The sequence below is a fragment of the Mycobacterium sp. TH-M103 genome (assembly GCF_057473785.1).
In genome coordinates this window covers 1-11,814 of the sequence record NZ_JBYCLG010000341.1, presented here as the reverse complement: position 1 = coordinate 11,814, position 11,814 = coordinate 1, and the positions used below count along the sequence as shown (strand labels likewise).

The following is an 11,814-nucleotide window of genomic DNA, read 5'->3' as shown; positions in this document are numbered from 1 at the left end:
GACGGTATCGCAGTGTAGTGATGCCGGGACATTGCTGGCTGCGGGGTCGCCAGCCGAAGGAGAGCCGGGATGGACGTCGTTTTGGGGGTCGCGGTCACAGGCCCCGTTGCCCGCTTGGCCCTGCTGGGGCCGGACGGCAATGACGTGATCGACCAGTCCGTCGTCGACCTCGAGGACAACCCGGTCGGGAAGCTGACCGAGACCGTGGTCGGCACGAACCGGCTCCTGGCCGACGAGAGTCACCGCCTGGTCGGCACCCGGCTGTGCTGGGCGGACCAGCCCAAGGCGGAACAGCTGCGGCGGGCGCTGGAAGATTCCGGTGTCCTCAACGTCGGGGTGCTCTCGGAGTCGCAGGCGGTCGCGGCGCTGATGCGGGCGGCCGGGCGGCCCGGCGCCGCGTTGGTGGTCGACGACGAGACGGCGACGCTGTCGCTGGTGGGCTCCGGTCCCGGGGACGTCGACGCGCCGCCGACGCTGTTGGCGTCGGGGCCGCTCGCCGGCGGCGATGCCACCGCCACGTTCGACACGCTGCTGGCCAGGCTCGGTGAGCACCCCGACGCTCCCGGCGAGGTCTACCTGGTCGGCGCGTCCGATCGCGCTTCGTCCGACCTGACCCGCATCGCCGGCCAGTTGGGCGATGCCACCACCCGGGTGCAGATTCCCGAAGACCCGACGTTCGCCCTGGCCCGGGGTGCGGCGCTGGCGGCGGCCCCGGCCGCCGGCGCGCCGGACGCCACGCGCGCCGCGCCGGTGCCGGGCGGCGACGAAACCACGATGATGGCCAGCGGCGACGCGACCGCCCTGGCGCCCGCGGCCGAGCCGGACGCGGAGGAACAGCAGCTGGCCTACTCGATGGCCGGCGACTCCGAGCTGTTGCCGGCTTTCGAGGAATACGGCGACGAGTACGACTACGACGACGCCGCCGCGGGCCGGGCGCCCCTGAACCGGCGCGCGCTGCTGATCGGCAACGCCGTCATCGCGTTCGCTGTCATCGGGTTCGCGTCACTGGCCGTCGCGGTGGCGATCGCGGTGCGGCCGACCGCGAGCCAGGAGCCCGTGGTCGGACACCAGAACGCCGCCCCCGGCAAGTTCATGCCGTTGTTGCCGACGCAGCAGCAGGCCCCGGTGCCGCCGCCGCCTCCCGAGGCGCCCAACGCCGGGTTCCAGGGCGGCACCATCCCGGCCCCGGCGAACGGCGGCGGGGCCCCGCAGCCGGTGTCGCCACCGGCCGGGGGCGGGACGCCGGGCGGGCCCGCTCCGAACGCGCCGGCCGTGCCGAGCGGGCCGGGTTTCGTGCCCAACCCCCTGCCGAATATGCCGATTCCCGTCCCGATCCCCATCCCGTTCCCGGGCTGGCAGCCGCCATACCCGAACCCGCCGACCACGAATCCCGCCCCGCCCACGACGTCGAACCCGCCGACCACGTCGAACCCGCCGACCACGTCGAACCCGCCGACCACGTCGAGCGCGCCGACCACGTCGAGCGCGCCCACGACGTCGAACCCGCCCACGACGTCGAACCCGCCGACGACGTCGAACCCGCCGACGACGTCGAGCGCGCCGACCACGTCGATGGCGCCGGTGACCCCCACCGAGGCGCCGTCGACGGTTCCGGGCACCCAACCCACGACCCAGGCGCCGGTGCCGACGTACACGCAGCCCCAGACCCAGGCGCCCCAGACCCAGGCGCCCCAGACCCAGGCGCCCCAGACCCAGGCGCCCCAGCCGGTGGCGCCCCAGCCGGTGGCGCCGAAGCCGCAGACCCCGCAGGGGTCGGGCGGCGCCGGCGGCGGTCGCCACGGGTTCGGGTTCTGAGCGGCCACCCATGGCGGAGCCTGACGCGGTCACGGTGGTGCTGCCGTGTCTCGACGAGGAGGAGTCGCTGCCGGCGGTGCTGGCGGCCATCCCCGAGGGGTACCGGGCGCTGGTCGTGGACAACAACAGCACCGACGACACCGCCGCCGTCGCGCGGTGCCACGGCGCCCGGGTGGTCGCCGAGCCGCGGCCCGGTTACGGGTCGGCGGTGCACGCGGGGGTGGTCGCCGCGGCGACCCCCATCGTGGCGGTCATCGACGCCGACGGCTCGCTGGACCCCCGCGACCTCCCGCGGCTGGTCGCCGCGCTCGACGGCGCCGACCTGGTGATCGGCCGGCGCCGCCCCGTGCCGGGGCTGCACTGGCCGTGGGTCGCGCGGCTGGGCACCGTGGTGATGAGCTGGCGGCTGCGCACCCGGCACGGCCTGCCGGTCCACGACATCGCGCCGATGCGGGTGGCTCGGCGCGATGCGCTTCTGGCCCTGGGAGTCGCCGACCGACGGTCCGGTTATCCGCTCGAGCTGTTGGTCCGCGCCGCGGCGGCCGGCTGGCGCGTGGTCGAACTGGACGTCGCCTACGGTCCGCGGACGGGCGGCAAATCCAAGGTCAGCGGTTCGCTGCGGGGCAGCCTCATCGCGATCCTGGACTTCTGGAAGGTCATCTCGTGATCCGCCCGGTGACGTTGCTGGTCGTCGCCAAGGCGCCGCAGCCCGGCCTGGCCAAGACGCGGCTGGCCGCCACGGTCGGCGAACGGGTCGCCGCCGACATCGCTGCCGCCGCGCTGCTGGACACGCTGGACGCCGTGGCCGCCACGCCGGTGGCCGCGCGGGTGGTCGCGCTCACCGGCGACCTGGACTCCGCCGCGGGGGCCGCCGAGATCCGGCGGCGGCTGGATTCGTTCACCGTGATCGCGCAGCGCGGCGAGGACTTCGGCGACCGGCTCGCCAACGCCCACGCCGATTCGGCGCAGGGGTATCCGGTGCTGCAGATCGGGATGGACACCCCGCAGGTGAGCGCCGCGTTGCTGGCCGGTTGCGCCGACCGACTGCTCGGTGCGCCGGCCGTGCTCGGCCCCGCCCACGACGGCGGCTGGTGGGCGCTCGGGGTGGCGACGCCGGCGATGGCCGAGTGCCTGCGCACCGTCCCCATGTCGCACCCCGACACCGGACAGCTCACTCTGAAGGCCTTGCACGCCAACGGGATCGACGTTACAGTTGTAGAACAACTGGCCGACTTCGACGTCGTCGGTGATGTCGCCGCAGTGCGAGCGGCGTGCACAACCGACACCCGTTTCGCGCGGGCTACCCGCGCGGCCGGGCTCTAACCGAGGTAGCGGCATTCCAGCGGTGGGCGCCGGGGAAGCCCATTGTGATGGCACCGCAGAACGGAACCCCCGATGTCCCCCAGCATCATCGGCCACGCCGGCGTCCTAGCCGCCGCCGTCGTGGTGCTCACCGGCGGCGCGTGGCTACGCGGCGGCGTGGCGGTGGCCGACCCGAACGAGGACGCGCAGTTTCTGGCTCTCCTCGAACAAGAACAGATTCCCGCACTCGAGGGCGTGCCGAGCCTGATCGCCACGGCCCACAAGATCTGCGGCAAGCTCGACCGCGGCGTGACGGTGAACGCCGTCATCGACGACATGAAGGACCACGCGCTCACCGGCCCGGCCGGACACCGCTTCCCCGACCGCCGTGTCATGTCCACGATCACCCGGTTCATCACCGCGTCGGTCGAGGCCTACTGCCCCGGCGACCACGGCAAGATCGTCTCCATCACGGCCTATGCCGCCCGGGCGCGCGGTCCGGCCGTGCATCCCGTCTCGCTGCTCACCCCGGTGCTTCCGGTCGGGGACCTCGCCCCGAACCCGCCGGAGATTCCGGCGCCACCCCCGGACGCGCCGACCCTGGCACCGGCGCCCCGGCCGATCGCGGTACCGCCCCCGCCGAAGCGGCCACCGCCGACCGTCCCAGCGCCGGGCGGCACCCGCGGCGGCGGCCAGGGCGGCGCTCCCGCGGACCCGTCGCCGCCCATGCCGCCGGGCTGGGTCAGGCTCGCACCCTGAGACGGGATCCGGCGCCTACCAGTTCGTGACGATCACGGTGTTCACCAGCAGCGCGCCGGCGGCGTTGACCGCCAGCCACACGCGATGCGACCGCACCGGCAGCAGCGCGGGCGCGGCGGTGAGCCAGACGGTGAACGGCAGCCAGATCCGTTCCACCTCGGCCTTGCTCAGCGTGGTCGCGTCCGCGGCGACGACGGCGGCCAGCGCCCCCAGCAACACCAGATGCAACCCGCAGCGGCGCCGGATCGCGGCCACGTCGAACACCCGGGTCAGCCCGGCCACGCTGCCCAGCCCGATCGCGCACACCACGCACGCCAGGTTGGCCCACCACCAGTAGGCGAACGACCGATCCTTGGCGATGCCCTGCCAATAGCGTTGCTGCACAAGGGTGTAGCCCTCGAACCAGGAGAACCCGGCGACGGCGAACACCGCCGCCACCGCCAGCGCCGCCGCCGCGGCGGCGCCCAGGGCTCGCAGTGCCGCCGGCCGGCCGGCCGCCGACGCCAGCACCGCCAGCGCCGGCAGCCCCATCAGCATCAGGCCGTAACTGAGGAAGACCCCCCAGCCGAGCAGCAGGCCCGCGGCGGCGGCCGCCGCCGCGGGGAACCGGACCGTCCCGTGCACCGCCAGGGCCAGCAGCCCGATGCCCCAGGCCGCGACGCCGGCGAAATAGCCGTCGGCCGACACCGCCACCCAGATCGCCGTCGGGGCCACCGCCACGAACGGCGCGACCCGCCGCGCGGTCGGCTCGCCGGCCAGCGCGCGGATCGCGACGACCATCGCGGCCGCCGCGCTCGAGCCGACCAGCAGGCACAGCAAGCCGGCCCAGGCGCCGCCGTGCAGGCCGATCCGGTCCAGCCACACGAACGTCAGCAGCGCACCCGGGGGATGGCCGGAGACGTGCGTCGTCCAGGAGTGCGGCTGGAAGTCGAGGATGCGGCCGGCGAACGTGTGCAGCGTGGCCGGGATGTCGGTGATGCCCGGCACCTCGTGCAGGTACTCGTCGCGGGTGGTCAACCGGCCGGCGAAGCCGCGCTGCCAGCCGTCGATCATCGCCAGCGCGAACGCCCACGCGCACGCGGCGGCCCAGGTGCCCAGCGTCAGCACCCGCCAGGAAAGCCGTTGCGCCACAGTCGGTCCCCACACCACCGCGGCCACGGCGAGCGCAATGGCCGGTCCGGTGCCCCAGCTCGCGTGGATCTCCCACGCCCCGAAGATCGGCGCCGACCCGGCGTGCGTGGCGAATCGCTCCGGCCCGACCCCCAGCAGGGGTTTGACCCCCAGATGCAGGCGCGGCAGCACGAACGCGGCCACCACCAGGGTCGCCCCGGCCGCAACCGCCACCGCCTCCCGGGCAAACTCCCGCAGCGCAGTCTTCACGGTCGACAAGCCTATTGACCGGGGGAGAACCGCCGCACCAGCGCCCGCCGGTCGAGCTTGCCGATGCCGCGGCGCGGCAGCTCGTCGACGACGTGCAGTTCGCGCGGCGCCGCGGTGGCGTCCAGGGTGCGCGCCACGTGCGCCCGCAGCGCCTCCAGCGTCGGCGGAGCGCAACCGTCGGCGGGCACCACCGCGGCGACCACCCGCTGGCCCAGCCGGTCGTCGGGCAGGCCGAACACCGCGCACTCGCGCACGGCGGGGTGGGTGTCCAGCGCCGCCTCGACGGGCTGCGGCAGCACCGTCAGCCCGCCGGTGCTGATCGCGTCGTCGGCGCGGCCCAGCACGCTGAGCACGCCCGCGCCGTCGAGGACGCCGAGGTCCTCGGTGAAAAACCAGCCGGGCTCGGCGAACGGGTCGCCGACGACCGGGTTGCGGTAGCCCTTGGCCAGCGTCGCGCCCCCGATGACGACGCGCCCGTCGCCGCTCACGCGCACCCGGACACCGTCGAGCGGCACGCCGTCGTACACGCAGCCGCCCGCGGTCTCGCTCATCCCGTAGGTGCGCACCACCGTGACGCCGGCCGCCGCCGCGGCGTCCAGCACCCGAGCCGGTGCCGGCCCGCCGCCGAGCAGCACGGCGTCGAGGTCGGCGAGGGCGGCCGCGGCCGCCGGGTCGGCGAGCGCCTTGGCCAGCTGGGCGGCGACCAGCGAGGTGTAGCGGCGGCCGGGGCCCAGCCGCCGGATCGCGCCGGGCAGTTCGGCGGTTTCGAAGCCGGCCGAGACGTCGAGTTCGACGGGCTCCGCGCCGGCCAGCAGGCTGCGCACCACCACCTGGATCCCCGCGATGTGATGCGGCGGCAGGGCCAGCAGCCAGGCGCCCGGCCCCCCGAGCCGATCATGGGTGGCCGACGCGCTGGCCCGCAGGGCGGCGGCGGTCAGCAGGGCGCCCTTGGGCGCACCGGTGGTGCCCGACGTGGTCGCGACGAGCGCCACGTCGTCCTCGACGTCCTCGTCGACCCGCAACGCGCGCAGCGCCGCCGGGTCGGGATCGGCCGGCACGGCGAGTAGCGGAGGTCCACCCCCGGCCAGCACCCGTTCCAGGGCGGGCAGCAGCACGCCGGCGGCGCGGCCCGCCGGGACGCCGAGTGCGCGCAGGACTGCTATGGGCGTTCTCCCGCGTCCTGCTCGGCGTCGAACGGCCAGCCCTGCTCGGCCAAGCGCGCCCGCACTCGCTCGACGTCCTGCGGCGAGGGTAGCTCGTCGGTGATCTGGGTGATCGCCACGCCGATGTCGATGTCGTCGAGTTCGTCGCGCCGGATCAGTTCGTTGGCCACGGCGATGACCTCGTCGTTGCTCAACCGGCGCGTGAGCAGGGCGAGCACCGCGAAGGTGTCGGTCGGTGGGACGCCCTCAGGGTAGCCGGCGCGCAGCCAGGCCACGATCGAGCTGAGGAATCCGTTCACTGTGCAACCTGTTCCGGGCGGTGGGCTCGGCTTCGGCGGAGACCGAATCCGATGCTACTTGGTCTTTGCTCCGAGGAACGGATACCCGGTGTGGTGCGCGATGAAATCGCGGGAGATGTAGGCCAGGGCGAACAGGATGACCACGACCACCAGCGCGTAGATCGCCCACGCGAGCGCGGTCAGCGCCGGGTTGCGCTGCGGGGCGGCGCCGTTGGTGCTGACCTCCCCGGCGCCCATGGCGTGCAGCCGCAGTCCGACGGCGAACAGCCCCGGCAGCGCGGCGCCGGCCAGCATGCTGAACACCAGGATCTTCAGGGAGGCCTCGTAGTTGAACCACTCGCTGAAGCCGCTCATGACAGGTTCCCCGCACCGACCGTGGGGTCGTCGGAACCGGAACGGGGCGGCACGCCGGTGCCGGTCGGTGGTATGACGTCGGTGGGCGGCGGTATCTTCTCGGCGGCGTCGAGGCCGGCGGTCAGGCTGCCCTCCCATTCGGCGTTGACGTTCTTGTGGTCGACCTTGACCTTGCGCGACCGGACGTAGATGACCGCCGAGACGGCGACGAGCAGCCCGAAGCCGATGATCGCGCCGGGGTAGCCCCCGATGAGGTGGACGATCCAGTAGGTGACCGCGCCGACGAGCCCGGCCAGCGGAAGGGTGACCAGCCACGCGACGACCATCCGGCCGGCCACGCCCCAGCGCACCTCGCCGCCGGGCTTGCCCAGCCCGCTGCCCAGCACCGAACCGGTGCACACCTGCGTCGTCGACAGGGCGTAGCCGAAGTGCGCCGAGAGCAGGATCACCGCGGCCGAGGACGACTCGGCGGCCATACCCTGCGGCGACTGAATCTCGACCAGCCCCTTGCCCAGCGTGCGGATGATCCGCCAGCCGCCCAGGTAGGTGCCCGACGCCATCGCGATGGCGCAGCACACGATGACCCACAGCGGCGGCATCGCGGCGCTCGCGCTGATCGACCCGTAGGAGATAAGAGCCAGGAAAATGATGCCCATCGTCTTCTGCGCGTCGTTGGTACCGTGCGCCAACGAGACCAGCGACGCCGAACCCCACTGGCCGTACCGGAACCCGGCCTCGGTGCGGTCGGCCCGGACGCCGCGGGTGATCCGGTACACCAGCCAGGTCGCGATCGCGCCCACGGCGATGGCCAGGATCGCGGCGACGACGGCCGGGATGAGCACCTTGGACACGATGCCCTTCCAGAGCACGCCATGCCCGCCCACGGCGGCGATCGTGGCGCCGACGATGCCGCCGACCAGCGCGTGCGAGGAACTCGACGGGATGCCGAGCAGCCACGTCATCAGGTTCCAGACGATGCCCCCGACCAGGCCGGCGAAGACCAGCTCCAGCGTCACGATGTGCCCGTCGATCAGCCCCTTGGCGATCGTGGCGGCGACCGCGGTGGACATGAAGGCGCCGACCAGGTTGAGCACCGCCGACAGCCCGACCGCCGCCTTGGGCGCCAGGGCACCACTGGCGATCGACGTCGCCATGGCGTTGCCGGTGTCGTGGAAGCCGTTCGTGAAATCGAAAGCGAGTGCCGTGATTACGACAATGATCAAGAGGAACAGTTGGATGTCCACAGCGCCTGATTCTCGTAGTGGGGGGATTCATTGTCGAACGGAGGAAGACCGCAAATGCGGGTGTAGCTTGAGTGGTCGCCATAAGTTACCTCGTCGTTAACCTGAATTGGGCTCCGGTTCACCACGGGTGTCGCGGCGAAGCGGATGCTCAGGCGGGATTTCGACGAAGATCAGCGTGATGCCGTCCGGGTCGGTCACGTGCATCTCGCGCAGGCCCCACGGTTCCTGGCGCGCCTCGCGAGCAATCGGCACCCCCCGGCCCCGCAGCTCGGCCTGGGTTGCCGCGATGTCGCGGACCTGCAGCCACAGCGCGCCCGGAAACGGTCCCCGGGAATGGTCCGGGGAGCCGTACCCGGCCAGCTCCAGCAGCGACTGCCCGGCGAAAAACACTGTGCCGCCGCCGTAGTCGCGGAAGATCGCCAGGCCGATCTCGTCGCGGTAGAAGCTCAGCGAGCGCTCGTAGTCCGCCGGTCGGAGCAGCATCCGGCTGGCCAGGATCTCCATGGCGTTGTGTCTATCACGTCCGTGTCGCCGTGGCGATGGCCTTCGGTCAGTTCCCGGCCGCGCGGTTGGGCTGGATGCTTTGGCGCTGCATGAGGGCGTTGACCCAGCGCGGGCCGATGGTGTCGAGCGCCTTGGCCGCGATCGCCATCCGGGGCGCGATCCGCACCGGCCGGGTGCGGGCCGCGGTGATCATCCACTCGGCGGCCTCCTCCGGGGTCAGCGCGGGGACCCCCTCGTAGGCCTTCGTCGGGGCGATCATCGGCGTGGCCACCAACGGGTAGTACAAGGTCGTCGAATGCACACCCCGGTGGCCCCATTCGGTCTCGACCACCCGGCTCACCATCGACAGCGCGGCCTTGGAGGCGTTGTAGACCGCGAACAGCGGCGAGGCCTCCGACAGCACGCCCCACGTCGAGACGTTGATGACGTGGCCGTCGCCGCGCTCGAGCATCCCGGGCGCCAAACCGCGGATCAGCCGCAGCGGCGCATAGTAGTTAAGCACCATGGTCCGCTCGACGTCGTGCCAGCGTTCCAGCGACTCGGCCAGCGGCCGGCGGATGGACCGGGCGGCGTTGTTGACCAGGATGTCGATCCCGCCGAGGCGCTGCTGGACGTCGGCGACCAGCGCGTCGACGGCGTCCATGTCCGAGACGTCGCAGGGCATCGCCAGCGCGGTGCCGCCCGCGGTCGTGATCCGTTCGGCCACCGCATCCAGCAACTCTCGGCGGCGGGCGGCGAGCACCACGATGGCGCCGAGGCGGGCGAACCGCTCGGCGGCGGCCTCCCCGATGCCCGAGGAGGCCCCGGTGATCAAAATGCGCTTGCCGGCCAGCTCGATCGGCTTGATCGCGGGCCGGTTGACCAGCACCTGCGGCGCGGCGGGCGGCCGCATGGTCGCCAGCACGAGCTGGTCGGTGAGGCGGCGAAGCGGGCTTTTACTCATCGTGGGGAGTGTAGGCGGCGCCCGCCGGCCCGCTCAGAAGTAGCGCGGGAACGGGCTCCAGTCCGGGGGGCGCTTTTGCAGGAACGCGTCGCGGCCCTCGACGGCCTCGTCGGTCATGTACGCCAGCCGCGTGGCCTCGCCGGCGAACAGCTGCTGGCCCACCAGCCCGTCGTCGAGCAGGTTGAACGCGAACTTCAACATACGTTGGGCCTGCGGCGATTTCGCGTTGATCTCGGCCGCCCACTGCACCGCCACGCGTTCGAGTTCGGCATGGTCGACGACCTCGTTGACCGCGCCCATGTGGTGCATCTGCTCGGCGGTGTACGTGCGGCCCAGGAAAAAAATCTCGCGGGCGAACTTCTGGCCCACCTGGCGCGCCAGGTAGGCGCTGCCGTAGCCGCCGTCGAAACTGCCGACGTCGGCGTCGGTCTGCTTGAAACGGGCGTGCTCGCGGCTGGCCAGGGTGAGGTCGCAGACCACGTGCAGGCTGTGCCCGCCGCCGGCCGCCCAGCCGTTGACCAGGCAGATCACCACCTTGGGCATGAACCGGATCAGCCGCTGCACCTCGAGGATGTGCAACCTGCCCGCGCGGGCCGCGTCAATGGTTTCAGCGGTGTCCCCGCTCGCGTACTGGTAGCCGGATCGCCCGCGGATGCGCTGGTCGCCGCCCGAGCAGAAGGCCCAGCCGCCGTCCTTCGGGGACGGGCCGTTGCCCGTCAGCAGCACCACGCCGACGTCCGGCGACATCCGGGCGTGGTCGAGCGCGCGGTAGAGCTCGTCGACGGTGTGCGGCCGGAACGCGTTGCGCACCTCGGGCCGGTTGAACGCCACCCGCACGGTGGCGTCGGTGACGTGGCGGTGATAGGTGATGTCGGTCAGGTCGCCGAACCCGCTGATCGGGCGCCATGCCGGAGCGTCAAAAGGGTTGCCGTTCATGGTCATAGCGGATCGAGCCGGAAGACGGCGCAGCGCCCGGCGAGCGCCTCGAACTCCTCGGGGCGCCCGTCGGTGACCAACCCGGAGCGCTTCATGAAACCGACACCGGTGGGCACCTCCGTGGGGAAGGCCCGCAGCACCGGTCTGGCGTCCTCGGCGGGCAGCTCGACCATCCGGACCCGCTCGCTGCGGCGGCCACGCTCGAGGGTGGCTTCGCGCGCGGCCCGGGCGTTGCGAACCCAGTCGGCGCCGGGGAAGCCGCCGACGACGTAGCGTTTGCCGTCCAGCGTCATCGGGGTGACCGGCGTCGAACGCGGGGCCCCGGTCTTGCGGCCCGGGACGGTCAGCACGACCGGGCTCTCCCCGCAGAAACTCAGCCCGAGCCGCGACATCGCGATGAAGACCTTGTTCGCCGGCTTGAGCCACCGGGGCGGCTCGAGGGCTTCTGCACCTGCCATGCCTGACACAGTAGTCAGGCGTTCGGCGCCTCCAGGAAGGGTTCGACGCCGTGCGCCCACGGGTCGGACCCCGGAATGGTGAACGGCGTCCAGGCGGGCCACCGCGTCCGCGCCCAGGGTGATGGCCCCGGCGCCGGGGACGGGAGCCTGCGTCCCGACGTGGCCGCCGACGACGTGATGTCCAGCCTGATCGGCATCTTTTTGGCCAGTGCTTCACCCGAACAGACGGGCCGCATGCTGGACCTCCCGTTGGCCGGGGTCGCCGCCCCGCCCTCCTAGCCGACCGCGCGGTCCGCGCCCTCCCAGAACCGGGCCCGCACGGCCTTCTTGTCCGGCTTGCCCAGCGCGGTCACCGGTACCGACTCGACGACGATCACCTGCTTGGGCGACTGCACCGAGCCCTTGCGCTCCTTGACCGCGGACTGGATCTCGACGGTCACCCGCGCCACCGACTCCTCGTCGGACGGATGGTCGGGCCGCAGCACGATCACCGCGGTGACGGCTTCGCCCCACTTCTCGTCCGGCGTGCCGATCACGCACACCTGCGCAACGGCCGGGTGTTCGGCGACGACGTCCTCGACCTCGCGCGGGAACACGTTGAACCCGCCGGTGACGATCATGTCCTTGACCCGGTCGACGATGAACCAGAAGCCGTCG

The 11,814-nt window shown here is 72.7% G+C and carries 13 protein-coding genes and 2 pseudogenes; 5 read left to right on the top strand and 10 right to left on the bottom strand.

What is annotated here, in order from left to right; all coding sequences use genetic code 11:
• Nucleotides 1-69 precede the first annotated feature (69 nt).
• The 4 genes from AC2VOR_RS19010 (at nucleotide 70) to AC2VOR_RS18995 (ending at nucleotide 3,876) form a co-directional block, all read left to right on the top strand.
• Nucleotides 70-1,815 (top strand): DUF7159 family protein, encoded by a 1,746-nt coding sequence (locus tag AC2VOR_RS19010; RefSeq protein WP_486964301.1) that lies wholly within the window; start codon nucleotides 70-72, stop codon nucleotides 1,813-1,815.
• Between the two features lie 10 nt (nucleotides 1,816-1,825).
• A complete protein-coding gene (locus AC2VOR_RS19005; RefSeq protein ID WP_369740784.1) occupies nucleotides 1,826-2,482 on the top strand; it encodes a glycosyltransferase family 2 protein in 657 nt (218 codons plus the stop codon).
• Nucleotides 2,482-3,138, top strand: coding sequence for a TIGR04282 family arsenosugar biosynthesis glycosyltransferase (locus tag AC2VOR_RS19000; RefSeq protein ID WP_369741764.1), 657 nt, complete (start codon nucleotides 2,482-2,484; stop codon nucleotides 3,136-3,138). Before AC2VOR_RS19005 ends, AC2VOR_RS19000 begins: the two co-directional genes overlap by 1 nt.
• 72 nt (nucleotides 3,139-3,210) lie before the next feature.
• A complete protein-coding gene (locus tag AC2VOR_RS18995) occupies nucleotides 3,211-3,876 on the top strand; it encodes a DUF732 domain-containing protein (protein WP_369740782.1) in 666 nt (221 codons plus the stop codon).
• Nucleotides 3,877-3,891: 15 nt separating this feature from the next.
• Here the strand turns inward: AC2VOR_RS18995 and AC2VOR_RS18990 are convergent, their stop codons facing one another.
• The 9 genes and pseudogenes from AC2VOR_RS18990 to AC2VOR_RS18950 all read right to left on the bottom strand — a co-directional run bounded on the left by AC2VOR_RS18990 (nucleotide 3,892) and on the right by AC2VOR_RS18950 (nucleotide 11,157).
• Nucleotides 3,892-5,244, bottom strand: coding sequence for a hypothetical protein (locus tag AC2VOR_RS18990; RefSeq protein ID WP_486964302.1), 1,353 nt, complete (start codon nucleotides 5,242-5,244; stop codon nucleotides 3,892-3,894).
• Nucleotides 5,245-5,267: 23 nt separating this feature from the next.
• Nucleotides 5,268-6,347: an o-succinylbenzoate--CoA ligase gene (gene menE / locus AC2VOR_RS18985; protein ID WP_369741762.1), complete on the bottom strand. Its 1,080-nt coding sequence runs from the start codon at nucleotides 6,345-6,347 to the stop codon at nucleotides 5,268-5,270.
• A gap of 68 nt (nucleotides 6,348-6,415) precedes the next feature.
• Nucleotides 6,416-6,718: a DUF3349 domain-containing protein gene (locus tag AC2VOR_RS18980; protein WP_369740781.1), complete on the bottom strand. Its 303-nt coding sequence runs from the start codon at nucleotides 6,716-6,718 to the stop codon at nucleotides 6,416-6,418.
• Between the two features lie 54 nt (nucleotides 6,719-6,772).
• On the bottom strand, nucleotides 6,773-7,072 hold the full coding sequence (locus AC2VOR_RS18975) for a hypothetical protein (protein ID WP_369741761.1): 300 nt from the start codon (nucleotides 7,070-7,072) through the stop codon (nucleotides 6,773-6,775).
• A gap of 10 nt (nucleotides 7,073-7,082) precedes the next feature.
• A pseudogene (locus tag AC2VOR_RS18970) lies at nucleotides 7,083-8,316 on the bottom strand (inorganic phosphate transporter); the annotation flags it as partial.
• 96 nt (nucleotides 8,317-8,412) lie between these two features.
• Entirely contained in the window at nucleotides 8,413-8,820 is a 408-nt protein-coding gene (locus tag AC2VOR_RS18965) for a VOC family protein (RefSeq protein WP_369740780.1), read from the bottom strand.
• 46 nt (nucleotides 8,821-8,866) lie between these two features.
• Complete coding sequence (locus AC2VOR_RS18960; protein WP_369740779.1) at nucleotides 8,867-9,763, bottom strand: SDR family oxidoreductase; 897 nt, start codon at nucleotides 9,761-9,763, stop codon at nucleotides 8,867-8,869.
• A gap of 33 nt (nucleotides 9,764-9,796) precedes the next feature.
• A complete protein-coding gene (locus AC2VOR_RS18955) occupies nucleotides 9,797-10,699 on the bottom strand; it encodes a 1,4-dihydroxy-2-naphthoyl-CoA synthase (RefSeq protein WP_486964300.1) in 903 nt (300 codons plus the stop codon).
• 2 nt (nucleotides 10,700-10,701) lie between these two features.
• The gene (locus AC2VOR_RS18950; RefSeq protein WP_369740777.1) at nucleotides 10,702-11,157 is read right to left on the bottom strand and encodes a nitroreductase family deazaflavin-dependent oxidoreductase; all 456 of its coding nucleotides are present in this window, start codon (nucleotides 11,155-11,157) and stop codon (nucleotides 10,702-10,704) included.
• A gap of 129 nt (nucleotides 11,158-11,286) precedes the next feature.
• Here AC2VOR_RS18950 and AC2VOR_RS18945 point away from each other — a divergent pair.
• A pseudogene (locus AC2VOR_RS18945) lies at nucleotides 11,287-11,436 on the top strand (TetR/AcrR family transcriptional regulator); the annotation flags it as partial.
• Here the strand turns inward: AC2VOR_RS18945 and AC2VOR_RS18940 are convergent.
• Nucleotides 11,433-11,814: AMP-binding enzyme (locus AC2VOR_RS18940; protein WP_486964299.1), on the bottom strand; the 382-nt coding region annotated here is incomplete at its 5' end. The pseudogene AC2VOR_RS18945 and the gene AC2VOR_RS18940 sit on opposite strands and share 4 nt — an antisense overlap.

Coding starts and splice junctions, on each gene's coding strand:
- AC2VOR_RS19005 (WP_369740784.1), top strand. CDS start 1,826: ATGGCGGAGCCTGACGCGGTCACGGTGGTGCTGCCGTGTCTCGACGAG.
- AC2VOR_RS18965 (WP_369740780.1), bottom strand. CDS start 8,820: ATGGAGATCCTGGCCAGCCGGATGCTGCTCCGACCGGCGGACTACGAG.
- AC2VOR_RS18975 (WP_369741761.1), bottom strand. CDS start 7,072: ATGAGCGGCTTCAGCGAGTGGTTCAACTACGAGGCCTCCCTGAAGATC.
- AC2VOR_RS18950 (WP_369740777.1), bottom strand. CDS start 11,157: ATGGCAGGTGCAGAAGCCCTCGAGCCGCCCCGGTGGCTCAAGCCGGCG.
- AC2VOR_RS18995 (WP_369740782.1), top strand. CDS start 3,211: ATGTCCCCCAGCATCATCGGCCACGCCGGCGTCCTAGCCGCCGCCGTC.
- AC2VOR_RS18960 (WP_369740779.1), bottom strand. CDS start 9,763: ATGAGTAAAAGCCCGCTTCGCCGCCTCACCGACCAGCTCGTGCTGGCG.
- AC2VOR_RS19010 (WP_486964301.1), top strand. CDS start 70: ATGGACGTCGTTTTGGGGGTCGCGGTCACAGGCCCCGTTGCCCGCTTG.
- AC2VOR_RS18955 (WP_486964300.1), bottom strand. CDS start 10,699: ATGAACGGCAACCCTTTTGACGCTCCGGCATGGCGCCCGATCAGCGGG.